Source organism: Acidithiobacillus sp. HP-2 (genome assembly GCF_015100155.1).
Taxonomy (GTDB): Bacteria; Pseudomonadota; Gammaproteobacteria; order Acidithiobacillales; family Acidithiobacillaceae; genus Acidithiobacillus.
Genome location: NZ_JACKZA010000005.1, coordinates 9,559 through 32,164, shown reverse-complemented (window position 1 = coordinate 32,164; position 22,606 = coordinate 9,559). Strand labels below are relative to the sequence as shown.

Annotated in this window: 24 protein-coding genes; 22 read left to right on the top strand and 2 right to left on the bottom strand. The window is 53.8% G+C overall.

Annotation, left to right across the window (positions count from 1 at the left end; translation table 11 throughout):
• The 9 genes from H7F11_RS04900 (at nt 1) to H7F11_RS04860 (ending at nt 9,414) form a co-directional block, all read left to right on the top strand.
• The gene (locus H7F11_RS04900; protein WP_193650053.1) at nt 1-1,203 is read left to right on the top strand and encodes a GspE/PulE family protein; all 1,203 of its coding nucleotides are present in this window, start codon (nt 1-3) and stop codon (nt 1,201-1,203) included.
• Nucleotides 1,190-1,930 carry a disulfide bond formation protein DsbA gene (locus H7F11_RS04895; RefSeq protein WP_227485262.1) on the top strand — a complete coding sequence of 247 codons (741 nt, stop codon included), beginning with the start codon at nt 1,190-1,192 and terminating at the stop codon, nt 1,928-1,930. The genes H7F11_RS04900 and H7F11_RS04895 overlap by 14 nt, the downstream gene beginning before the upstream one ends.
• On the top strand, nt 1,927-4,590 hold the full coding sequence (gene traC / locus H7F11_RS04890; RefSeq protein ID WP_193650052.1) for a type IV secretion system protein TraC: 2,664 nt from the start codon (nt 1,927-1,929) through the stop codon (nt 4,588-4,590). Before H7F11_RS04895 ends, traC begins: the two co-directional genes overlap by 4 nt.
• Entirely contained in the window at nt 4,575-5,090 is a 516-nt protein-coding gene (locus H7F11_RS04885) for a hypothetical protein (protein WP_193650051.1), read from the top strand. Before traC ends, H7F11_RS04885 begins: the two co-directional genes overlap by 16 nt.
• Nucleotides 5,087-5,617: a signal peptidase I gene (gene lepB / locus H7F11_RS04880; protein WP_193650050.1), complete on the top strand. Its 531-nt coding sequence runs from the start codon at nt 5,087-5,089 to the stop codon at nt 5,615-5,617. The genes H7F11_RS04885 and lepB overlap by 4 nt, the downstream gene beginning before the upstream one ends.
• Nucleotides 5,618-5,626: 9 nt before the next feature.
• Complete coding sequence (locus H7F11_RS04875; RefSeq protein ID WP_193650049.1) at nt 5,627-6,655, top strand: hypothetical protein; 1,029 nt, start codon at nt 5,627-5,629, stop codon at nt 6,653-6,655.
• A gap of 67 nt (nt 6,656-6,722) precedes the next feature.
• On the top strand, nt 6,723-7,550 hold the full coding sequence (locus tag H7F11_RS04870) for a hypothetical protein (protein WP_319803340.1): 828 nt from the start codon (nt 6,723-6,725) through the stop codon (nt 7,548-7,550).
• Nucleotides 7,547-8,812 (top strand): TrbC family F-type conjugative pilus assembly protein, encoded by a 1,266-nt coding sequence (locus H7F11_RS04865; RefSeq protein WP_193650048.1) that lies wholly within the window; start codon nt 7,547-7,549, stop codon nt 8,810-8,812. Before H7F11_RS04870 ends, H7F11_RS04865 begins: the two co-directional genes overlap by 4 nt.
• Entirely contained in the window at nt 8,809-9,414 is a 606-nt protein-coding gene (locus H7F11_RS04860; RefSeq protein WP_193650047.1) for a hypothetical protein, read from the top strand. Before H7F11_RS04865 ends, H7F11_RS04860 begins: the two co-directional genes overlap by 4 nt.
• 10 nt (nt 9,415-9,424) lie before the next feature.
• Here H7F11_RS04860 and H7F11_RS04855 read toward each other — a convergent pair whose 3' ends face one another.
• Nucleotides 9,425-9,703: a DNA-binding protein gene (locus H7F11_RS04855; RefSeq protein WP_227485261.1), complete on the bottom strand. Its 279-nt coding sequence runs from the start codon at nt 9,701-9,703 to the stop codon at nt 9,425-9,427.
• A gap of 70 nt (nt 9,704-9,773) precedes the next feature.
• Between H7F11_RS04855 and H7F11_RS04850 the strand changes: the two genes are divergently transcribed.
• A complete protein-coding gene (locus H7F11_RS04850) occupies nt 9,774-10,241 on the top strand; it encodes a hypothetical protein (RefSeq protein WP_193650046.1) in 468 nt (155 codons plus the stop codon).
• Here the strand turns inward: H7F11_RS04850 and H7F11_RS04845 are convergent.
• Nucleotides 10,208-10,984, bottom strand: a complete 777-nt coding sequence (locus H7F11_RS04845) for a hypothetical protein (protein WP_193650045.1) — start codon at nt 10,982-10,984, stop codon at nt 10,208-10,210. The two genes, H7F11_RS04850 and H7F11_RS04845, sit on opposite strands and share 34 nt — an antisense overlap.
• A gap of 30 nt (nt 10,985-11,014) precedes the next feature.
• Here H7F11_RS04845 and H7F11_RS04840 point away from each other — a divergent pair, with 30 nt between their 5' ends.
• The 12 genes from H7F11_RS04840 to H7F11_RS04785 are packed head-to-tail and all read left to right on the top strand — an operon-like array spanning nt 11,015 to nt 22,586.
• Nucleotides 11,015-12,343 carry a TraU family protein gene (locus H7F11_RS04840; RefSeq protein ID WP_319803339.1) on the top strand — a complete coding sequence of 443 codons (1,329 nt, stop codon included), beginning with the start codon at nt 11,015-11,017 and terminating at the stop codon, nt 12,341-12,343.
• Nucleotides 12,343-15,342: a conjugal transfer protein TraN gene (gene traN / locus H7F11_RS04835; protein ID WP_193650044.1), complete on the top strand. Its 3,000-nt coding sequence runs from the start codon at nt 12,343-12,345 to the stop codon at nt 15,340-15,342. Before H7F11_RS04840 ends, traN begins: the two co-directional genes overlap by 1 nt.
• A gap of 9 nt (nt 15,343-15,351) precedes the next feature.
• A complete protein-coding gene (locus tag H7F11_RS04830; protein ID WP_193650043.1) occupies nt 15,352-16,350 on the top strand; it encodes a hypothetical protein in 999 nt (332 codons plus the stop codon).
• Complete coding sequence (locus tag H7F11_RS04825) at nt 16,347-17,477, top strand: hypothetical protein (RefSeq protein WP_193650574.1); 1,131 nt, start codon at nt 16,347-16,349, stop codon at nt 17,475-17,477. Before H7F11_RS04830 ends, H7F11_RS04825 begins: the two co-directional genes overlap by 4 nt.
• Nucleotides 17,474-18,817 (top strand): hypothetical protein, encoded by a 1,344-nt coding sequence (locus tag H7F11_RS04820; RefSeq protein WP_193650573.1) that lies wholly within the window; start codon nt 17,474-17,476, stop codon nt 18,815-18,817. Before H7F11_RS04825 ends, H7F11_RS04820 begins: the two co-directional genes overlap by 4 nt.
• On the top strand, nt 18,814-19,707 hold the full coding sequence (locus tag H7F11_RS04815) for a disulfide bond formation protein B (protein ID WP_193650572.1): 894 nt from the start codon (nt 18,814-18,816) through the stop codon (nt 19,705-19,707). The genes H7F11_RS04820 and H7F11_RS04815 overlap by 4 nt, the downstream gene beginning before the upstream one ends.
• Nucleotides 19,700-20,065 carry a hypothetical protein gene (locus H7F11_RS04810; protein WP_193650571.1) on the top strand — a complete coding sequence of 122 codons (366 nt, stop codon included), beginning with the start codon at nt 19,700-19,702 and terminating at the stop codon, nt 20,063-20,065. The genes H7F11_RS04815 and H7F11_RS04810 overlap by 8 nt, the downstream gene beginning before the upstream one ends.
• A complete protein-coding gene (locus H7F11_RS04805; RefSeq protein WP_193650570.1) occupies nt 20,062-20,559 on the top strand; it encodes a hypothetical protein in 498 nt (165 codons plus the stop codon). The genes H7F11_RS04810 and H7F11_RS04805 overlap by 4 nt, the downstream gene beginning before the upstream one ends.
• Nucleotides 20,556-21,089, top strand: coding sequence for a hypothetical protein (locus H7F11_RS04800; protein WP_193650569.1), 534 nt, complete (start codon nt 20,556-20,558; stop codon nt 21,087-21,089). Before H7F11_RS04805 ends, H7F11_RS04800 begins: the two co-directional genes overlap by 4 nt.
• Nucleotides 21,086-21,412 carry a hypothetical protein gene (locus tag H7F11_RS04795; protein ID WP_193650568.1) on the top strand — a complete coding sequence of 109 codons (327 nt, stop codon included), beginning with the start codon at nt 21,086-21,088 and terminating at the stop codon, nt 21,410-21,412. The genes H7F11_RS04800 and H7F11_RS04795 overlap by 4 nt, the downstream gene beginning before the upstream one ends.
• Nucleotides 21,412-22,191, top strand: coding sequence for a hypothetical protein (locus tag H7F11_RS04790; RefSeq protein ID WP_193650567.1), 780 nt, complete (start codon nt 21,412-21,414; stop codon nt 22,189-22,191). The genes H7F11_RS04795 and H7F11_RS04790 overlap by 1 nt, the downstream gene beginning before the upstream one ends.
• Nucleotides 22,188-22,586: a nuclease-related domain-containing protein gene (locus H7F11_RS04785; RefSeq protein WP_193658019.1), complete on the top strand. Its 399-nt coding sequence runs from the start codon at nt 22,188-22,190 to the stop codon at nt 22,584-22,586. The genes H7F11_RS04790 and H7F11_RS04785 overlap by 4 nt, the downstream gene beginning before the upstream one ends.
• Nucleotides 22,587-22,606: the final 20 nt, after the last annotated feature.

Below are 22,606 nucleotides of genomic sequence, written 5' to 3'. Positions count from 1 at the left end.
ATGGCACAGGAATCACATGCCTTTATCTCCACCAGCGACCGGGATGGCCCGGTCGTCAGTCTGCTGAATGATCTGTTCTATCAGGGGGCGGAGGAGGGCTGGTCGGATCTGCATTTTGAAACCCAACTGGATCAATCCATGCGGATTCGTGCGCGGATTCGCGGAACACTGGCCGAACTGGAGGTGATCTCCCCACACAAAGCCATCCTGCTTCTGGCGAAGCTCCGCTATCGGTCCAAGCTCCCCGTCGATGAAACCCGCAAAGAGCAGGACGGCAGGTTCGTGCAGGAAATTGAAGGCCGGCGCGTAGAAGTGCGTCTGAACATCGTTCCGACGGTGAATGGCGTTTCTGCCGTATGCCGGTTACTGGACTCCAAAAACGCAGGGATGCCGATTGAAAAACTCGGTATGCCGCCAGCCGTTCAGGATCTCTATCGCTGGGCGCTGCAGCAGAAAGAAGGAGCCATCATTGCCGGTGGACCCACCGGATCCGGCAAGACCACCACACTCTATGCCGGGATCGGCGCGATCAGTCGTCCCGATAACAAATTTATTACCGCTGAAGACCCGGTGGAATTTGTTCTGCCGGGTATCCAGCAAATCCCCGTAGGATCCGGAACCGGGCGGTCTTTCGCCAGCGCGATTCGCGCCATGATGCGTCAGGATCCCGATGATATTCTGATTGGCGAAATACGCGACGAAGAAACCGCGCAAATGGCAGTGCGGGCGGCCATTACCGGACACAAGGTACTGGCGTCTATTCATGCCAATTCCGCCAACGGCGTTTATACGCGGCTGAAAGATCTGGGCCTGCCGATCCATCTCATGAAAGCCGCAATTCGCGTTGTCTTCGCGCAAAGAATCATCAAGTGCGTATGCCCACATTGCGCCCAGGCGCAGCCCGTCCAGCATCCGGAAATCTTTGAGGGTAGCGGTGTAGCGGTTCCTGATTCGGAGATGATCGGCAACGGCTGCGATCATTGCCACGCCACACCCGGCTACGCTTTGCGCCGGGTACTCTTCGAGGCAATCCGTTATGACAAAGCCTATCGGAACGTACTGGGCGATGAGGAAGCCATGCTTGCGGCAGCCCAGAAACAGCCGCAATTCGCGCCGCTCATTACCTGGGGATGCCGTCTGGTGCATGAGGGGATCACTAATAGCAAGGCCTTGATTGCGGGGTTGTCGGATGTCGAAGATTAAAAATAATCACAAAATCAGCGCGTTCATCCTGTGCATCGGTCTGGTTTGCGCGGCACCGGCATGGGCGATGGACAGTCTGGATGGTCTGAGCAGTCTGGATTCCTCTGCGGGTATGGCCGGGGCAGGGATGGGAATGTCGGGATCTGCGGGTCATGCCATGCCCCACTTTCAGCCCTACCGTACCGTACATCTTACCGGGATGAACAGTGCCGTGATCGAGGCGATGGCCTATGAATGCCCGTTCTGTCGGGCACTGAATGGTGAAATTCTGCGCTGGGCGCAAACTTTGCCCAGTGATGTGCATTTTCAGCAGATGCCCGCAGCAGTGGGTAAGTCCTGGATCCCCATGACTCGCGCTTTTTTTACCGTGGAAGGCTACAACCCCGCTTTGCTCCCGCGTTTTGATGATGCGGCTTTTGCCGAAGTTCAGGATCGTCATTCGCCCTACTGGAGTCTCGATACCTATCGGATTGCTGCAGAGGATGTCGGGGTGCCTGCGAATGTTTTTGCCATCGGCATCCATCTGGAGCCCGTCAAACACATGGTTTTTCGGGACGTGAAAATCATGGCAAAAGCCAGGATCCGCAAAACCCCCTCGCTCATTATTTGCGGCCATTACGTCCTGAATCCCGGCGACGTGCAGGGCAATTACAGTGAATTTTTCCAGATGGCCAATGCGCTGGTGTCGCGGTGTATTTCTGAAAACCGGTTAGGGGGACAGCCTTGAGCACGACACTGAACGACCAACTGTATCGGCTGCTGGAACGGCATAGTCTCGATACGCTCTTTCCCTGGTATGCCTGGGACGAAAATTTCAAACTGGTTTACATGGCGCATGGGTATGTCGGTTGTGTGATGGCCTGCAACCTGTTTTCGGGCATGGATGACAGCATTACTAATGAACTGGAATCGGCCTGGTCCATGAATCTGCCCCCGGACACCTTTATCCAGATTATCGGGATGAATGTTCCGGACGTGCAGCAACAGATGCTTCAATACCAGTCTGCACGCAGCGCCATAGGCCATGATACCGGATTAACCAAAGAACAGCGCAGCCTGCTCCATGGGATTACCCAAAAGACTGTTGAATACTTTGACAGTTATCATGCGGCGAAAGAGCCGGTCTTCCGGGATTCTGGCGTGCCGCTGACAGAGAGCCAGGTCTATATCGCCATCAAGATGCCTGTAGCGGAATATCCGACCGATGCCGAGATTCAGATGGTCCACGAGCGAATCACCTCCTTTCAGTCGAGTATGAACAGCTTTGCGCCGCAGCGTCTTTCCAGAGGGGAAACTCTCGCCCTGTGGCGGCGCTTCGTACATATCCGGGGGAACTGGTTTGACGGAGAGGATCCTCATCAGCTTTTGCGGGATCAGATATTGGGGCCGGGTGACGCCGTAGATGATCGCTCCGATCTGTTCTCTATCCAGCATGGCGACGGCATGAGCGATGTGATCAAGGTGCTTTCGATCAAAAGTTTCACCCGACCTATCAGTGTGGCTTCCACGAATTTCCTGATGGGGGATCCACTGGGTAAGGGGGGCCAACTCCTCACGCCAACCGCCGTGGTGTTGACCGTCCGCTTGCCAGATCAGGTGAAAAAACGGAATGAACTGAACAGCAAGCAGGTGATCACCAACATGCAGGCACGGGGCCGCATGGCCAAGTGGTCGCCTCGCCTCGGAATGCGAAAAGAGGGCATCGACTTCCTGATTAACGCGCTGGATAGCGGCGAACATGCGCTGGAAATGAATCTGACGGGGATTATCTGGGGAAAAACCCAGGAGGAAGCCGACAAAGCCGCCAAAGCGTTTATTACCAACGGAGCTAAAGGCGGTTTCACTTTTCTGGAAGATAATTTCCTTGCATTGCCCATGTTCCTCAATGCGCTCCCGTTGTTTCCGGATGAACAAAGCCTGTTCATGACCAAGCGGATGCTGTCCGGAACGACCGCGCAGGCAGCGGTCTGTGCGCCGCTTCTGGTGGATTGGACCGGAAACGTGCAGGACAATCAACGCATGACGGTACCCGGTGCAGGGACCATCTTCATAACGCGCCGTGGGCACCCGCTCTTATTTGATCTCTATGCTTCCGAGTCCGGATATAACTTTGTGCTGGCCGGACGTACCCGTTCCGGCAAGTCCGTGACTGCACAGCAGCTCATCACGGATCAACTCAGCCTCGGTGCTCAGGCCTGGGTGATCGAAATTGGCCGGTCCTTTGAAAAACTTTGCACCATGTTTGGTGGCGATCATATTGATCTGCGTCCCGATATGGAGATCGGACTGAATCCCTTTACCGTGGTGGAAAATCTGCACGATGAAATGGATGAACTGGTCGGCATCTTCGGGACCATGATCTCTCCCAGCGGCCAGTTGAGCGACCGCGACCTGAACATCATCGAACTGGCCATCGAATCCATCTTCGGCAACATGGGCAAAGATGCGACCCCAACCCACATGGCCGAATATCTGGTGGCCCAGGACAACGATCCTCGTGCCATGGAGATGGGCAAGATGCTCCATCGTTTCACCGACCACGGGGCTTATGGACACTGGTTCAACCAGCCGATGAACGTCGATCTCAATGGCCGATTCGTCAATCTGGAACTCAAGGAACTGGAAAATCGCAAGCATCTGTTGATGGTGGTTCTCATGCAGATGATGTTCGCCATTGGCCGGGAAATCGGGCGGGGTGATGCCGACGGGGAACATCGCCGCCGGATACTGTTCGTCGATGAAGCCAGTGTCCTGTTGCAGATACCCACGGCTGCAAAGTTTCTGGAAGGCCTTTCGCGGCGCGTTGCCAAGAATCGCGGTTCCCTGGGATTGGGCCTGCAAGGGTTGCGGGACTTGTATATGAACGATTACACGCGGGTTATTGCTTCGCAAACCGCACATTTTCTGGTGATGAAGCAACATCAGGATGTATTGGCCCAGCTTGAGAAAGATCAGCTCTTCTCCGTCGGGACATCCGCTTATGAAATGATGCGAAGCCTGAGAAAAACCGGCGAGTACGCAGAATGCTTCATCATGAGCGAAGACCAGATGGGGGTAGGGCGTCTGAAGCTCGATCCGTATCGCCGGGTGCTGTACGCCACAGACGGGCCGGAAAAGGAGGATGTCATTGCCGCCATGCGAAGCGGTGTATCGCCGGATCAGGCTATTCGGGATTTTCTGGACCGCGAGAAAACCTATATCGCCAAACAGGAATTGGCTCCTGAAGAAAACGATCCGAACGATGCCAAGGGAGAGGATCTGGACTACCTCAAATCCATCACGGATTTGGAAAATCAGATGGATCAGCAAAAAGCAGATCAAGAGAAGGTATCGCAAGCGGATACAACACAATCGGGCAGAAAGAGGCGCAAATGGAAGATCTTTTAACCAACAAAACTGATCCAGCAGAATCTTCGGCGGAAGTAGCAAACCCGCAGAATGCGACGCCCAACAAAAAGCCCTCTTTTCGGGAGCGTTTTGCCTATCCCATCATGTTGCTGGTCGGTGTAGTCGCTGCGGGGGGTATCTCTTTTCTGGTGCAGTCCGGCACACTCTCCGATCTGATGGCAGGGGGCGAGCATTCCCGTGCAGCGGCAGTCAGCGGTGGCCCGCGCAGTGTGCCGGTGGTGTATATCAATACCGGAAAGATCATGGCTGATGTCATCAAATCGCAGGTGGAGAATGGCGCGTTGACCCGTCATGAAGCCGCAGAAATGGGGCATGTTATCGGGCAGACGATACAAGCAGTCGCCGCAAACTATGCGCGTCGTGGCGATCTGGTGCTTTCGCGCAACGTGCTGGCCGCGCCGGAAACGAACAACGTAACCGCACAGGTGGAAAAGATCGTACAGGCGCGACTGGCCCAGGATTTTGGAGGGGCGGGATGACTAGCGGACTGACGCTGAAATCGAAATTCATCCTGATTATGGGCATGGGGGCCGTTGCCGTGTTTCTCGGCATGTTTCTGGGGCCGGGTATCGCCATGCACTACGGCATTTCCATAGATCCGCAGTACCAGTCCTGCCTGCCCTGGTCGAACTTCCTGGTGCAGTACGGGCAGACAGATCCGAAGCCTGGTGAACTGGTCCTGTTTCATGACCGGAAGATCAACATCATCTCCGGTGGACAAAGGATCGAAGTGGTGAAAATGGTCGTGGGGGTTCCAGGGGACCGGGTGAAAATCAAGCCCGATAGCATCTGGATTGCTGGTCCTTCCGGTCCTTATCGCTACTGGGGCAAACGCTGGCTGATGCCGTGGGTGCATTACAAACACTTGAAGGTGTTGTCACCGCAGACGATCACCATTCCCAAAGGGAAATACCTGTTGATGGGCGTCACACCCGGTTCCTATGACGGTCGTTACTGGGGATTGGTGCCCGCGAAAAACATCACCGGAAGGGCTTGGGCCTTATAGGATACTAAGATGCTGGGTTTTTCTCCGATGATCTGCACATTCCAGGGCTGGGCACAGGGCGGCCTGGGGATGGCTGTCCTCGGCGCAGGCTTGGTTTTCGCCATAGGGCTTATGGTGTATTTACGCTGGTCCGGGGCCATTCCGTATGTCATTGGTGGAGCACTCGCCATGTACTACGGCGTGCCGATTATCGAGAGTATGTTCCACTGGGATCAAGACTGTGCCGTGGTCAGAGCGCAGTTTGCCCAGCAAGAACACTATGCGGCGAATACGCGGGTGTGCGAAAACAATCTGTTTAATACAGACGAGCAAACGGGAGAAGATTGTTCGTGTAATGGAAGGTCGGCTACGCCACAGTGCCAGACGTATTATTCGTCTTGTGAAGGAAACCTCCAAGGTTATGCGACATCAAGCAACACCTGTTCATGCAGTTTTTCTACTCAGGTTCAGGACGCAACACCAATTTGTAGTTCTATTCCGAACAATGCAAAGCCCGCATACTCCGCAACATGCACTCAATCCTCGTGGAATTCCAGTGCCGAGGCTTGTCAAGACCCGATATATTTTGAAAACGACAAATCGAAATGGATAGGGCCAACTGTAGGTTTTTCTAAAGGGAATATTAACGGGGCCGCCTTCTATACATACCAAACGAAGATAGATAATCCCACAGGAAAACCCAAAACCGTCTATTGGTTTGCAGAGAGTGATAACCAGGGTTGGTACGACCTGAATGGGGTGCAGGTGGGTTACGGAAACAATTCCGATAAGGTGCAACAAATACCTATTGTTCTCCAGCCAGGAGAAAATACCCTTTCGGTAACTGTTCATAATTTTCCACAGTCTTCATCAGCACAGGAGGAGTACGGACCGAATCCAAGTGGGACGATTGATCAGGTGGAAGGCTCCAACAAAACCGTTTACTCAACTACCGGAGGAAAGTCCTGGTATCAGGTACAAACAGTTTCTCCCTCTTCTTTGTCGCCACCCCCTTCCGGTCCAATCGTGAACTGCTACACCCAAAGCTGCGCTGGATAGGGTGCCTTGGAGAATTTTTAGAGATCATGTAAGATAATTAAATACACTACAACATAGGGGCTTGTTTGTGGGTATTTTTCCCTGGCGAAAAACATTATCTGGATTCCTGGCAGCAGGGATGCTGACCGTGGCAACCCAGGCGATAGCTGCGCCGACCGCGTTGCTCGCGCATGTGCTGGCCTCGCATCATGCCGGGAAGATCATCAAAACCTTTCCGGGGCCAGGCGGCCTGACCGGAATCGTGATGGAATACAATGGCAGCAAAGCCATAGCCTATCTCACGCCCGATGGGAAATACCTGATCAGTGGCCTGGTGGCCAACCTCGAAAATGGTCACAACATGACCAATGGCTATGGCCTGAAGTATATCGGCAAGGTGGACATCCTCAAGGGTCCAGCAGCCAGCCGGATAGCGTTCCAATGTGCTTCCCTTTCTGGAATCACAGTCGGAAACAAGACGGCCAAGAATTACATGATTGCCGTCTTCAATCCATCCACCCCGATGGGCTACAAGGTCATGGGAGCGATGATGGGAGAGGCTGGCCAGATGCAGAAAAAGGGCGCATTGAACGTCATGGCGTTGAAGCTCGTGCCCATTGGTCCTCTGGCCCCTGCCATCCTCTCGGCAGGCAATCGAGGCCGCGAGGACCGGCTTCTGAATGTGCTGCATCATCAACCTGCCGGTGCGCCGATTCCACTCGGATCCCGATTCGCGGCAAGAAATAAAACGGTGTTGAGTCAGATCCCTATGAAGCCGCCATTTCTGGTGATTTATTTTCCACAGGCGAATATGGAAGCTGCCATCCCCGTGCATAATCTGCTGCGCGTGGGATCCGCTGTAGGATCCGCTGAAGTGCTGGCCAACAGCGTCCAGAATCCGGCGGGGGCACGTTGATTACCCCGGCGGTCAACATGGCCCAGGTGCAGTCCATCGTGCAGCGATCCGATGGGATTATGCGTTCGGCGGGTAAGCAATCCGCACCGGATTGGGAAACGCACGGCGTTCAGCTTTCCGCGCAGGATACGCCTACCCAAAAAACCTTCATGCAGCCCGCGAAAAACGATCTGCAGCAATACGCGGCAGAGTATGCGGCAGAATCCAATGCCCAGGCGCAGGAGTTTCTGCGTAAGCGGGTAAACGGGGTGCCCGTTATTCCCGCCAATCTCCACGGAAAAGCTCTGCAGGAGTATGTGGATCATACCCTGATGAAAAAAGAGGAGATGCAGGCGAAAACCCTGGTGTTCATCTCCATGAATATGCCGCACAGCATACTGCGGCGATGGTTCAAGGCCGTGGCCGACAACAAAAAGCTCTTTGAGAGCACGGTGTTTGTGCTGCGCGGCTGGCCCAACAAGCCCGAAGGCCTGCCGGACATGATCAGCCAGGTCAACGGTCTGATGCCGTCGTACAAAAAGACCGCGAACGTCGAGATCAATCCAATCCAGTTCACGGATCATCATGTGAATCTGGCCCCGGTCATTATTCACCATGCTCCGGACGGGAAATGGGGAGCCATCGTCGGGGATGGTGATGGCCTACGCGGGGCGATCACAGCCATCAATCACGGGAAAGGGAATCCGCATAAGATTCACGGCCAAACGTGGAAAATTGCTGAACCCAACATGATCTCGGTCTTCGAGAAGAAGATTAAAACCTTTAACTGGAAAAAAACGGAAGAAGAGGCCAAGGATCGTGACTGGCAGGAAGTCCGTTCACGGATCGGGGATAAGCTGCCGGATTCAAAGAACGGTCGTCACTACACCTACAATCCCAGCATCATCGCTACCGCGACGATTCGCCTGCCATCCGGAAAGGTTCTGGTCCACAAGGGTCAGATCCTCGATCCCCTGACCGCCATGCCCTTTGGATGGACCCAGAGCTATATCGTGTTCAATCCCGCGCAAGCCTGGCAGGTTGCCCAGGTAGAGGCCTGGGAGAGCACCTATCCGAATGTCGTGATGATGGCCAGCGAGCTGCCCGATTCATGGCAGGCAGAAAATGCGCTGGTAGAGCGTCTGCAGCACCCCGTCTATGGCATTACCCCACATTTGGCACAGAGGCTTGGCATCAACCGGGTACCGGCGCTGATTCGGCCTGATGGGAAGGTTTTGTCGATTACGGTTCCGAAAGAACCTTTGGAAAGGAGGAAGAAATGACCAGTCAGAAACACGAGTTTTATTTCGATTTTCATTGCAATGCGGGAAACCATCAGCATCAGGTAGTTCTTGGAAAAACGAGGCAAGGGATGTCCCTGGCTGATGCTTTAAGCGTGCTGCAAAACGCCAAAGGCAAAATCGTTTTTGAACTGGATGCAGAAGATAAACAGGTTCCTGTAAGCAAAGCACATACAGAGGAAGAAATCTTGGCGATGTTCCCAACTTTGATCAGGGGAAGCAATCCCGGTGCTGATTATTACCTGAATAATACGCTTTCTGGTTACAGGCTGCTTTGTGCTGCCCTGGAAAAAGGCGGTTATTCGGTCGCAGACGAAGACGTAGTAAACATCTTGACTCATGCTGAAGTGATAGAAAACGTGCCCGTCTGGAAGGGTATATCGGGTACTGAGGAAGGGCATGATCTGGATGCCTTTCTGGACAAGTTCAGAGCCGAGACAGGCGCAGGATTCCGAGTAACGGAAGGCAAACTAAAGGATTGTTTTGGTGGATTAACTGCGCGATTGGCTTTGAATAGATTGGCTTTGCATTCTGCCTCGCTTGATGGAAAGGCAGAGCAACAGTCGGTTGCGGGCGCGGAGTAGCAGCAGAGTGTCAGGAATGCAAAACTTCCGTATGCAACCGCAGGCCCAGGCTGTTTATAATTCTGAGCACGGCGGCGAACGACGCATTTTCGCTTGCGGAAAGCGCATTCACCTGCTCTTCGTTCAGATGGCTCAAACCTTGAGCGCGGGCGATGTTTTGCAAACCCAGTCGAATCAGCGAGCCATCACCGGGATCATCTTCAAGGCAGGCATCGAAATAGGCCGCTATATCTTCGTCCGTTTTAAGGTAATCGGCGCTATTCCAAGGGGTAAATGCTTCACTCATCATTTAGTTACTCCACTGTTTCGCAATAACTATAGCACATTTAATGGGTCATTAGGGCTGTGAGGAAATGACTATGCTTCCCTGGAAAATTCAAGAAAAAGCGGTGTTTGATGCTGCCATAAATGTATTTCCGCTTCTGGAAATAAGAGAAGCGGAAATGACCTTGTTTTCAGGGTTGAAGCATCTAAATCCTGCGGATTTGCAAAGATTGCAGGCGAAGGAAACCCGCAATCATGTTCCCTGTGGCCCTGATGGGTATTGGGCACGATGGTATCAACGCCATATTCCATATCGTCCTCACCGTTTGGATGAGGTTTTTGTGGAATGGATGTCCGCCGTATGGGTTGGGAAAAATGCGCCAGGGTATCTGATCGTGATCTCTTCCGGGCCATACGGCGGATTGTGCGCGGTGTTCTGGAACGATATGCCCGTTTGCCAAGAAAAGATGATGCCGTTCCAGACTTTGGCAGAGGCGAAAGCCTGGGCCATGAGCCGCCCTGAGATTTGTCAGGGTGCTTCAACTTCATTGGGGAAGGCCTGATGCAATTTCGTGACGACATAATCTACGGCGGGACGATAATTAGCCTGAAGGAAGTTTCGGTCGATATAGAGAATTCTTGTATCTTCCAGGTGTTGCAGAGAGGGAATTCTGGCACGAGCTGGATTCTGGTAAGTGGCTTTTATGATTCTCGGATCACCCTCAGTGCGAATCCATATATCTTCAAACGTCCTCACCCTGGAGTCGAACCAGAAACGCAACCATTCCGCACGCAATATCTCATCCCTATTGTTTCTGACTGGGGGCCACTCTTTCCATGCGAGAAAAATATAGGTGATTTCCCATTTCTCGATTTGGTTACGGCTCCAAAGGCGATCAGCGTCTGCTTCTCTGATCAGCGCTATAAAATCGTCAACGTCCATGTATCCATTGAGAAGACGGCGCATGTGCCCGTAGTGAGCTTGCCAGTGCGCGAAAAAATCAGCACGCAAAAGGCGTCCACGTTGCGTGTCCGCTGGGACTGGCTGCAGGAATGCGTATCGGTGATCGGCCATGTTACGCAATGGGCACGACGGTGGATTTTCGTTTCTGTTATGCGAAAAAATCTGATCCTGAAGTGGACGATCGTTCCCTCTGATAATCAAAGGCTCAAGACAGCCAGGACAGCGAGCGTTGGGTCGCTCTCTATGGCGACCATGAGAATCCAATTTTGGTCCAAATTCTGCAGTATATGCTTGAACAGTAACTTCTTTTCTGTCGTTGTAAGGATGAAGAGCCGTTTTCATGGGAGTAACTCCTTTCTTGAGTATCAGGACGTGGAAATCCAAAGATACAAGGGGTTGGGGTCTCCCGCCATTTTCTTGCCTGCTGATAAGCCCAAGAAAACCAGCAATCCACTACGTCGCTGGCTACAGGGCGCATCGCTGGCCCTGGGGCTGCTTTGTTCTGTTCCTGCCTTGGCCTCTGGCGCACAGGTCGCAACCATGTGCCCGGATGCTGGCATTTTCAAGGAACTGATCGGCGGCGTGTGCTGGTCAGCCATGTTCCCGCTGCGCGTGGCCGGTATGACCTGGTTCGGCGGTAATTCCGGCGTGCCCAATGGCGCGGCTTCGGGCGCTACCTGCATCTGCGGCGGAAGTCTGCGGCATCTGCAGCTCCCGACTATTGGTATCCAGATTGGATACTGGCAGCCATCCATGCTGATCGAGGCGGTATCTCATCCGTTTTGCTCGCCGGTTCTGGGCGGTGTCAGCCTGGATCCGAGTTCTACGGTTGGCAGTCAGTGGACTGGCTCCTGGGGCGGCGATGTCGGAACCGGTGTCAGCACGTCTGAACACAACAGTACCTTTTTCAACGTCCAGCTCTGGACTTTTCCGCTGATCACCATGATGCAGCTCGCTGACATCCCGGATTGCAATACCGGCTACCACGGGATGAATCTTATGCTGATGAGCGAAGTGTTCCCGACCTGGAATAACGATCTGCTTTCGTTCCTGGCTTCTCCGGAAGAATTGCTTTATGACAATCCCATAGGGCTTCTGGGAGCCACGGAAGAGTGCGCTCAAGAAAGCCTCGGCGCACAGCCCATTGACGATGAATACTGGACTGCAGGTTGTTGGGGATTGCTCTATCCCATGGTCGGATCCAATCTCGGCGGCGATGATCCTATTCAGGCATCCAGTCTCGATGTAGCCCGGATGCTGGCTATGGGATTCCGCTTAGGATTTCTGGAGCGCACAACCGGCAACAGCGTGGTGTGCGGTCCCCGGCGGACCTATGTGCTGCCCAAGGCCCAGTATCGCTTCCAGATCATGTTCCCGAATGACGAAACCAATCAGGAGCCCAATGCCAGTGTAACCGCCCCGGATCTCAGCAACTCGCAGCAACAGGGCGGCAGCATACCGCCTGCGAACGTTGTTCATCCTGCGGCCAGCAATCAGGGTACCGTGGCGCAAAATGGTGGCGTAAACATTCAGGCTCCACCAACCCAGTCGGGTGAATGCACGCACTGGATGGGGCAAACACCTTTTCAGTGGGGTGAGTGGGACAGCCAGCCGGGAACGGGAAGCAACTATGTGTATCTCGTCTGGCAATGGACCAACTGCTGCCTGGGCGTCATTGGCCACACGGGGATGAGTGGCTGATGGCTTTCTTTTGCTGGATGGCGCATCCCACACGGCGCAGGCCGGTAGCCTCGGCCTTTATTGCCGCCATGCTTGGGATCGGCATTTATTACGAATCCACGGCAACCGCCATGGCCGGGCAGTTCGTCAATCAGGCTCAAGGCGGCGTGAACTTCGGGAATAGCCTGCTGCTGGGTGGACAGGAAGATGCGGCTTCTGGGGCCGGACAACAGGAAATGCAGGGCTTTGCGGGAAGCAATCCCACACCCGGAGAGTCGGGGGCTTCCAGCTATTACCTACCGGATAATGTGGGATTGACCCAAGGTAATGCCATCAACCAGGCCGACAGTGCCAATGCCGCCCTGATGAGCGATCCGACTTGTCCGAATGGCTGGCCGGGACCGCTGAACAGCTTTGACAGCACCGGGATAGGGGCCGTCACCCATGCTCAAACCGTCTGCCAGACGGCCCTCAATGCGGAATCTGCTTCCATTGAGGATGCAGAAAGTAGTGGAAGCAATGCAGCTTACACGGATGCGCTGGAGAACATACACCATTTCGGTACATCCCTCGCAGATGTGCATTCTGCGGGCAATGCCTTGCTCACCACCTGTGCGCCGGACATTCATAATCAGTACCAGTATGCGCCGGCCTGCAATCTGTTAAGTCGATCTGGAGTGCCGACTCTGAACAGTCTGGGCGATACCTGGGCCGGGACACTGGATAGTGTCGCTGACGAATGCAGTGATTTACCGACCAGCATTACGTCCCCTGCGGCGGCGGAAAGCCTGAGCGACAGCCTGAATGGTCTGACCAGCAAAGCTGACAGCCTGATCGGTCAGACAACGGGCACCGCAGAGGTCGGGGATAATGGCTCCATAGCCCTATCCAGCAACTATGCCAACACCACTACTGCATCCCAGCAATACCAGGAGATCTACGGGCAATGTAACGATGCTCAATCTTATCTGGAGAATATCTCTACCTATCCGGGTGGCTTGAACAGCTACACATCGGATCCCATGCTGAATAAGTTTCTGGCGAATCCCTCGAATCAGGGCATGATCAACAAGATGATGCCGTTTATCGAGAGTAATCCATCGGTATTCAGCCAGTATTATCAAAACGTCGCCTGTACCAACAACAATCTCGATATTGCCAATTCGGGCACGTCTTCCACGTCCGTATCGACAACCAGTACCAGTGCGCCCAGCATCCAGTCGAATCCAGTGGCCTGCGATGAGCCTTTGAGCACCTATACAAGCACGGGCTGGATTGATGCGGCTGACTGGCCGGATCCGAATGCGGAATGGATTTATGGGACCACAGGCGGTTGTGGTGCGGGTGTGCCTAACGGTCAGACCGACATGATGGAAGGAACTTACTCGAATACAACAGGGGCAACCATCGACGCTACGTTGTATCTCGCTGCAAACGATAAGGGCGTGGTGGACATCAACGGGACACAAGTGGCGAGCTATGACGATCAGGGAGTCACTGGAGCACAGACCTACCCCTCAACGGGCGGAGTGGTTTCGGTACCCGTAACGCTGGCCCCTGGCCCGGATGAAATTCTGTATTACATCACCAATGATCAAGCAGGCACGACGGCTGACAATACTTCAGGGGGAATACTCACCATCATTGGCACCGTCAATGGCACTCGTCAGGTCTTGATCGACACGAATAGCCACTGGCTATACACCCCGACCAATGGATCCTCTTCGAGCGGGACCGTGACCATAAATCCCGGCCAGACCGTGACCGGCACCAATCCCAATACGCACGCGCAGAGCATCCTCTGCAATAGCCCCATCAAGTGCATGGGTACCCAATGTCATGCGCTCTTTGGGAATCAGGATTTGCACTTTTCGGAAGCGATGACCGCGCTCTCGGCGCTTCAGCAGATGGAACAGAACATGCAGTGCGCCGATGGAACCAGTATCAAGGCTGGAAACTGCAAGCCGATTATATTTCAGGGGAAGGCGGATTATTGCCGGACCTGGCCGTTTGGTGGCGTGTTTACCAATAATTGCTGTAAGGAGGGATTACAGGCCGGGGCGAGTGGGCCTGGTCTGATGCAATATCTTGAGTTGACCAGGAATGTCTGGTCTGTAGCGAACAACTCCACAATGGACTCATGGATATTCGGATCCAAGGCGATTAGTCCGGATGGTTTTCTTTTTGGCAAGGGAAGCTGGTATGAAACGGCTTATAGCAAATTTGACACCTGGGCATCCGATGGCTGGAGCTATGTAACCGGGGCATTCAAAGGTGCGTCCGAGGCGGTAGAAAACGCATTTGGCGTCGGTGGAGCCAGTGCGGGAGCGCAATTAGGTGGGGATGTGGCAAAAGTAGCCCACGATGCGGCTAATGCATCCGGGGCAGCTTCAAAAGGTTTACTGAGCGGCCTGCAAGATCAAGTAGAAGGTTGGCTCAAAACAGCAGCTAGTTATGTTCTGAAACATCTTTTTGGGACAGCAATAAAAAACAAGATTATGCAGTTTGTCACCTCTAAGTTTATTACCGGGTTGGTTGGCGATCTGATGTTGGCCTACTCGGTTTTCCAGATTATTCAAATGATTACGGAAATCATGACTTCCTGTAAAAAAGAAGAGTTTGAATTGGGCGAAAGCCGTAAGCTGCATAAGTGCCAAAATATCGGCACCTATTGCACAGAAAAATTCCTGGGCTTCTGCCTGGAACACAAAGATATTTTTTGCTGTTACGCCTCTCCTTTGGACCGGATCATCGCGTCCCAGATCAAGATTGGTCAGCCCAGTGTAGCGGGTGGTTATGGCACGCCCAAGAATCCAAATTGCAACGGCTTCACACCGCAGCAGCTTGGTGACGTGGACTGGAATGAGGTATCTCTATCGGCCTGGACTGCGATGCTTCAGAAAGCGGGAATCGTCGCAGGTAGCAATGCCGCTGGAGCTGCAGAGTACACACCGGGGCAGATTGACCACCCCAACGGAGATGTAAATGCTGATTTGGCTCCACAACCGATAGAAGAATAGGAGATAACTATGCAGAAAGAAAACTGGAAAATCGTATTACGCGCTGGCGTGTTATTGGGCTGTGTAGGTTTGTTGGCCGGATGTTCTGTAAGAGAAGCGACGTTAAGCGTTGGACCATCACATGAGCGACCCAAAACCGGCTTAAAATCTGCTGAACTAAATGCCCTTCTCAAAACGAACTATGCGAATGCTTATGAGGCAACATCAAACAAGCTGGCCACACGTTTCGACCTAGAATATGACGGTCCTGGTGCGATTGTGTCCCATGAAGTCTTTATGCACGTATCCCCGACATCCATTGCGGAAAAGAAAGAAATCTCCGGTAACGGATTAGGCGGCGAGGCGATGACCGCTTTTGGTCCTGGGGTCGCTGTTCCCGTCCTGGGGCTGTTGTTCCAGGCTGCTTCCCGGACGCCTCACGCCAATCCCGTGGTTGTCGGGTACGAGCATTTACGCCAGGAACTCCAGAACGGAAAAATCTTCTGGGTCGCTCGTTACGTCCCCGATGGGCATAACGTGGATAATCGCATCGACAATCTGGCGCATAGGGCGATTCTCTGGGCCGGAGATCTGGAACAGGCGGGCTGGGCAAGTGGAACGTCGCCCAAAGCCGGAGATGCGATCTATAAAATTCATAAAGTAAGTTGGCAAAACTGGGCAGATGCGAATGTTGATTGGGCTTGGGAAGGATACGATGGCGTTGCTCCTGTTATCCCCATAGTTCCCGCCCGCATGGACTGGATCGTGCAGTCCTGGAAGAACGCCAGGAAGGATCCTTTCTATGTGGTGAATCCCCACAAAGCGGCCTATCCCTTCATGGATCTGACCAGCATTGAATACCGCATCCAACCCGGATTCAGTATTCCCAAGTGGATTCAGGTGCACGAAGCGGATCTCACATCTGGCGGCTGGATGGTGATCTATCACCAGGGCGATCACGCAATGGTCTGGAAAGACGGTAAAACACAAGCCTATCCAGAACCGAAGGATCTGGTACTCAAAAAATGAGTAAGCCCGTCGCCCATACCCGCTTTGCATGGCTTGCTGCCGGAATCCTCTTGGGATTCTCGGCGCAGGCCTGGGCGTATTCCGGCGACACCATTCAGGACGACATAGCCCGCGAATTTAGCGGGGCTACGTCCTACACCATTCCCTTGTCGGCACCAACCCAATCGGTGCCGACAACTCCACCCACGAATAACTGCGAAACGACCTTGCAGCAGGAAATGGGGACCGGAGAAATCCCGACAAATGAGGATTGCTACTGCCCAGTCGGAGCCACACAACCGGTTTGTTCAGCCCTTCCCGCATCGGATTGCCCGAATCTTTTGCAGATCGAGGAGAACCGTCTGGGGACGGATGCCCAGTATTATGATTGCACCTGTCCGACAGGGGCCACCAGCCCGCAATGCACGAGTTATTACAAGCTCTGCGAGGCGGCTCTACCCAGCTATCAGAACAGTACCAATGAATGCACCTGTTCGCAGACGGCAACCAGTGCGGTGCCCGAATGTACCAGCGATTACAGTATTTGTGAGAGTTCGGCAGGGAATTACGATAATTCCACAACATCCTGCTCATGCGACCAGAACAGCCCTGATCCTCTCTGTTGTGAAAAATCACCGATCACGGGAAGTATTAGCTACGATGGATACAATGGTGGAAATGCCTGGACCATAACGGGTGGAACGAGTTGGTCTTTTACTAGCCCGCAGGCAGCACAATATGGCGGGGAATACACTCAGACTATTCAATATGACCCGGCTACCAACACCTTTTCAGGATCTATCAACATTACAGGGACCGTCGAGGTCGGGAATTATTGCGGCGGAAATTCAGGTCTGATTGGCTCAGGAAGCAGTATTGAGGCATTTAATAATCCACAAACGGGTTCTTGCGGAACTACAGAGTCGAATCAGACCGCAACGGGGTCAGCTATTACGCTGGCATCAGCCCAGAACGGTGGAACATTTAGCGGTGGCCCTATTACCGTGAACACAGAATATGGCCCTTTTACCTTTTCCGTGGACTCCAGTAATCCCCGTTGTGTGAATGGGTATGCACCGACTAGCGGAGGTGTCGCGTATTTAGGCCAGTTGTGCGCGGATAACCAATGCACTCAGGAGCCCGGATGATCACGCGCCATGCCGCCCTGTCCATAGCTCTTCTGATGGCGTCAGCAGGCATCATCTTGCCCGCCCCGTCTCTGGCCGCATCCGTCTATGGCATCACTGGCGATGACCTGCAGATGAACACCCTCGGCAGCCAGTACATCCATTCCCGGCATACAGGTCTTATGCCGTATTGGGGGCCGTGTTATCGGTGCAAGAAACAGGAAGAGTGTTCTCCTCAGCCGTATCCAAAGGCCTCTTATTGCGCGGGTCCAGTAAACGGATGGGCGGGCAACGGAGATGCACCCGACGCTCAATGGATTTATGGAACAACAAACTGCAGAAACGCCGGATCTGGAGTAACGCAATACCTGGAAACTTTCTACAACAACAATACGGATAGCACCATTCAAGGTACTGCATGGTATGCCATGAATGATTTTGGCGCGGTCTATGTCAATGGCGCACAAGTGGCCAGCTACTCGGACGTGGGACATACCGGTGCTCACGCCTATCCCGGTACAGACGGATTGCTGTCGTCTGCCATTTCTCTGCCACCTGGAAAAGATACCATCGTGATGAGAATCACGAACGGTAGTGGTTCTTCCTATGGGATTCTGCAGGTCAATGCAGACATCAATGGTACCGAACAGCCGATTATCACCTCAAACCCCTCTACCTGGTACTACATAACGGGAGAATGCCCTGTTGAGTATGAACGGGTCTGCGGTCATTACGGCCCGCAATCCACGGAATGCACGACACCGCCCACGGATGAAACCTTATATCCGGATCCATCATCTTGGGCCTGCAATTTTACAGGAAACCCTCTTATCGGCGGTTGGTATCAGGATGTGTGTCAGAACCCGCAAATAACGGCGGCAAATGCTCAGTGGATATATGGCGCAAATGATGGAGCAACGGGTGTGCCTCAGTCAGCTTACAGCGTCATGCAGGCCACTTTTGATAATACGCTGGGGAATATCCAGGCTAATCTTACCTTTTTAGCAGACAACATTGGCTGGGTGTGGATAAACGGCCAGCAGGTTGCTTACGGCAACTGGGAATCAGAAAACAATTCCGAACCCTGGTCCGGCAATGTTTCTGTTCCGGCAGGACAGGACACCATTGATTACATGGTCATGAATTATCCTTCCGTGCCGTATTCTCCAACCGCCCCGGCTAACAACCCATCTGTAGGTATCCTTGCGCTCACGGCAAGCACCGGACAGGTATTGATCCAGAGCAATGCGTCGAACTGGGATGTGGTAACAGCACCGCCAACGACCCCTGATCCTACTCCCCAAAGCCTGCTCCCAGCAGGCTACACCCCGCAGAATTGTGCGGCTGGAGGGTGTGGATGAGTACGCGGAACTTTGCCGGAAGTGCCACCAGCCTGGGCAGCACCCTGGCGGCAGTATTCTCCGCCAGTGCCGGAGCCTGCGCGGGGGGTGTGTGCCTGGCCGGTGCCCAGGCGGGGATCTCGGCGTTTTCCGCATCGTCCACGAGCTTCGCGGCCATGGCTGCCGCCAGTAGTGCCGCAGAGGGCGTTTCTAGTGTTTCTGGATCCGGACTGGATACTGCTTTTCCCTGGTGGATGAAGCTCGCCATCGTCGCGCTCATGCTCTCGACCGTTTACACCACAGCCATACTCTCCGGGCATCGGAAATGGGCAGCTCTGGCCGCCTTGGGCGGGATATTCGCCGTGGTAGCCGAGCTGCATTGGTTGCCGATTGGCAAGGATGGGAACTTGTTGGCCATCGGTATCGGGGTGACGCCTCTGGTTCTGGGACCGTTGTTGCTTCGCTGGGAAAGATTCTTCACCCGGACCCGTATCCAGAATGGAATCCGCTTTGTTTCAGGAATCCTGGCCGGAATCGCTTTGATCTGGGTGTTCTCCCTGCAGATCTTTCATGGATGGGATCCCTGCGCATTGTGCTGGATCGAGCGCATAGGATTGTTTGGCATCCTTTTCGCGGCGATAGCACGGCGTCCGGACGTGGCATTGGCGTCCGGGGTTCTGGGAAGTACAGCGGTGCTTCTACAGCTCGCGGAGATCCACCAGGCCGCCCATGCCCTCACGGGCTTTTGCAGCCTGTTCTCGCACACATCCTGCGCGGTTGCGGGATCACAAACACTCGGTCCTTGGCCGATAGCCCTGGATGCGGGCGTGCTCTTTGCCGTGCTGCTTCTGCTGGCCCAGGTATCCTGGCCAAATCATCGTGAAAAGCCCAAAAAGGCTTCTCATGCCTGAGAAACTTGATAAAAACGGCCTGCCAGCCATTCCCGCCCTCGATGCCTGTCAGGAAGACTGGATTATGGCCTGGCGGAAAGCTCTGGGTGCTTATGCGGTCATGGCCGGGGTTATGGACCATTTGACCGAGCGATGGACGCAGGAAATGGCGCAGGCCTATTTAGCTCCGTTCTATCCGGGTGATTCTGAAGATCTGGCAAATATCCGGGCTGCCGCACAGCAACTTGGCCCCTTATTCCAAGCCCGTGAGGAAATAAAGGAATCCACATTGGAAACCGAACCCCGCCCTGCCACTCCTGAAAAATCGAAGCAGGATGCAGAAGCGCAGCTCGATATGTTTGAGGATCTTTTATTATGAGAAAATCACGCAACAAAAAAATAGAGGCTTATACGGACGCGGCAGTGCGCGTGGCGCAAATACGGGTCCATGCCCGCATCGCAGGGGTTTCTCCGGAGGATTATCTGGATTCCAGGCGTGATGATTCTTTGGAGATCATTGAACGACTTGCCCGCTATTACTGGAGGCGGGACATGGCCAAAGAACTGAATATGCCAAGCAGACTGGCGATTGCCTTTGAAAAACGTCGGCGGATTATCACGGATCCCGAAAAACTCATTAAAGACATCGAAAGCCATGTAGGTTCTTGTGGCCAATATTACGAGATTTGGCTGCCGCGCATGATGAGAGCCATAGAGAGTTGCATCCGTTTCTATGATCTGGATGAGCCATTGAGGGCTGCTTTATGGGCAGCCGTGGATTATCCCGCAACCGGGCCAACAGAAAAAGATTGGGAAGAGGTATCCGATATGGAATCGGATACCTGGGACACGATCAGAGAGGCGTCGATATGAGACTTTTTAGCTTGGATCTGGATGTCAGCATCGTCATGTTCTGGCGCTATTTCTGGCGCATGTCCGTGTTCCTGATGCTGGGCGGCGTGGTTTCTAACGAGGCGGCAAAAGGCTGGATCAGCCTGCATCACTACGATCCGGCGCAGGCACTTCAGGCGGGCCGGACATTTACCCTGATCTTTTTATTCATTCTGCTGTTTTACGGCGTGCTAATCTGGGCCGGCCACATGATCACCAAGCCCATTAAAATCCGTGGCGAACATATCCGCATGGAAGTCGTGCAGAAAGATGGCCAGCCAGTCTCTACCTGGCATAGAGCGTTTGCCTGCTGGTGGGGTTTTAACTGGCGCAGTAGCCTGCTGTTTGTCCTGTTGGTGATGGTTCTTGCCACCTTGCCGGCGAATCCCATGGCGATGGGCGTTGTTTATCTGCCTCTGTTTTTCATGATTGGCATTTTCTCGATGTGGTGGTGGATCTTTCATCCCATTGGCCGGGTGCATTTGGTATTGCACAAGGATCCGCTGTCATGAGCGCCTTAAAATCCTTCAAGGATTCCGTGATTCGGCAGGTGCTCTACAGTGTGGCTGCTGCTGTGCTGGTCTGGCTTCTGGCCTGCGCGGTCGTGATCTACAGGGACCGCTTCATGGGTTTTCATCCGGGGCATATTGCCTGGTTAGCCGCGCAACCGGCTTCCTGGGCAGATACGATACACCAGGCTTTGCATATCGCCGGCATCTGGGCCGTGCTTGCCCTGGGTGCGGGGCTGGCATTGATACTGGTGGCCAACCTGATCAGCGGGGTTGTCACGCTGCTGGGCATGGCCATAGCGAAAAACGGCAGGGGAGGGCTCTGATGGCGACTGTGCATACACTCGCCCCGAACCTGAACCCGGAAGGGCGCACGAAAGAAGTGCAACTGGCTGCTTTGGACTGGATTTACCGCTTCGGTAGTACAACGCGGGCATTCTTGCTGAACGATCTCTTTTCTCCAGAGGAATCGCGGGATCTGGACCGGACACTTTTCGCGCAGGGATGGGTGAGGAGCCTGCCTTGTGGAATCCGTGAAGGCAAAAAAGGCAAAAACAAGCCGGAGGCCGTCCTGGTACTCACCGAAAAAGGCCTGAAAATGATCCTGGACCGCTACCCGCAGCCCTTTCCGTATCCAGAGATGAATTGGGAAGAATGCCAGGATCCGCGTGTCAACGAGCGCATCTGGACACAAAAGCTCACCGCCGCCAATTACCATGCCGGGGGCATTGCCCAGTTCTGGACGCGCCGCATGTTTGCGGAGGATGACTATCCCTATCCGGACATGGAATGGGCCATGAGGGATGGCAGAATGCTCGCCATCAACGTGGATAATGGCGACTGCTTTGCGGCAAGACATAAAACCTGTGTCGCCCTGTGCCAGCGGGAAAGGCTGGCACGACGCTATGACCGGGAAGTGTTGATAGCCGATCAGTACGAAATCATTGATGACTATCACCAACGTCTGAAGCCGGGTTTTTTATTGCCTGTTTGGGAGGATGATCCGAAGGATTTTGTCCCGGTGGAGCAAATCCAGGTGCCGGACTTGCATCACCGCTTGCTTGTTTTTCTGTCAGACCCTTGGGGGGAGGTGTTGGTATCGTGATTATAGAAGCCATGGTTCCGGGCGCGATTTTGTTCATATTTGGCGGGCGCTTACTGCGTCGCCAACTGAAAGGCGACCTGGGCGAACAATCCGTATCGCTGACCATCCGGGGTATGGGCTTGCCCATCCAGAACAATGTCACGATTCCGGGGAAAAATGGACTCACCCAGATCGACCATCTGGTACTGACGCGCTCCGCCATCGTGGTCCTGGAAACCACTGGATGCATTCACGTTCCTTTTCTGGAGCTTTATAGCGGTCATATTGATTGTGTTACTGATGAAAAACAAAGCATGATTGTCAATACATCCCTTCCGGGCGTCACGCGTCGACGATTATGGTCTGTACCGCCTCCGGAATGGCCTTTTGCGGGTGTTTTTCTTCTTCACCCATAGGGTGGCCTCCATGTGCAGGA

Excerpts from the sequence above, each read along its gene's own strand:
- H7F11_RS04900 (WP_193650053.1), top strand. The coding sequence starts at position 1 with ATGGCACAGGAATCACATGCCTTTATCTCCACCAGCGACCGGGATGGC.
- H7F11_RS04895 (WP_227485262.1), top strand. The coding sequence starts at position 1,190 with ATGTCGAAGATTAAAAATAATCACAAAATCAGCGCGTTCATCCTGTGC.
- H7F11_RS04885 (WP_193650051.1), top strand. The coding sequence starts at position 4,575 with ATGGAAGATCTTTTAACCAACAAAACTGATCCAGCAGAATCTTCGGCG.
- lepB (WP_193650050.1), top strand. The coding sequence starts at position 5,087 with ATGACTAGCGGACTGACGCTGAAATCGAAATTCATCCTGATTATGGGC.
- H7F11_RS04875 (WP_193650049.1), top strand. The coding sequence starts at position 5,627 with ATGCTGGGTTTTTCTCCGATGATCTGCACATTCCAGGGCTGGGCACAG.
- H7F11_RS04860 (WP_193650047.1), top strand. The coding sequence starts at position 8,809 with ATGACCAGTCAGAAACACGAGTTTTATTTCGATTTTCATTGCAATGCG.
- H7F11_RS04855 (WP_227485261.1), bottom strand. The coding sequence starts at position 9,703 with ATGATGAGTGAAGCATTTACCCCTTGGAATAGCGCCGATTACCTTAAA.
- H7F11_RS04850 (WP_193650046.1), top strand. The coding sequence starts at position 9,774 with ATGCTTCCCTGGAAAATTCAAGAAAAAGCGGTGTTTGATGCTGCCATA.
- H7F11_RS04845 (WP_193650045.1), bottom strand. The coding sequence starts at position 10,984 with ATGAAAACGGCTCTTCATCCTTACAACGACAGAAAAGAAGTTACTGTT.
- traN (WP_193650044.1), top strand. The coding sequence starts at position 12,343 with ATGGCTTTCTTTTGCTGGATGGCGCATCCCACACGGCGCAGGCCGGTA.
- H7F11_RS04830 (WP_193650043.1), top strand. The coding sequence starts at position 15,352 with ATGCAGAAAGAAAACTGGAAAATCGTATTACGCGCTGGCGTGTTATTG.
- H7F11_RS04825 (WP_193650574.1), top strand. The coding sequence starts at position 16,347 with ATGAGTAAGCCCGTCGCCCATACCCGCTTTGCATGGCTTGCTGCCGGA.
- H7F11_RS04820 (WP_193650573.1), top strand. The coding sequence starts at position 17,474 with ATGATCACGCGCCATGCCGCCCTGTCCATAGCTCTTCTGATGGCGTCA.
- H7F11_RS04815 (WP_193650572.1), top strand. The coding sequence starts at position 18,814 with ATGAGTACGCGGAACTTTGCCGGAAGTGCCACCAGCCTGGGCAGCACC.
- H7F11_RS04810 (WP_193650571.1), top strand. The coding sequence starts at position 19,700 with ATGCCTGAGAAACTTGATAAAAACGGCCTGCCAGCCATTCCCGCCCTC.
- H7F11_RS04805 (WP_193650570.1), top strand. The coding sequence starts at position 20,062 with ATGAGAAAATCACGCAACAAAAAAATAGAGGCTTATACGGACGCGGCA.
- H7F11_RS04800 (WP_193650569.1), top strand. The coding sequence starts at position 20,556 with ATGAGACTTTTTAGCTTGGATCTGGATGTCAGCATCGTCATGTTCTGG.
- H7F11_RS04795 (WP_193650568.1), top strand. The coding sequence starts at position 21,086 with ATGAGCGCCTTAAAATCCTTCAAGGATTCCGTGATTCGGCAGGTGCTC.
- H7F11_RS04790 (WP_193650567.1), top strand. The coding sequence starts at position 21,412 with ATGGCGACTGTGCATACACTCGCCCCGAACCTGAACCCGGAAGGGCGC.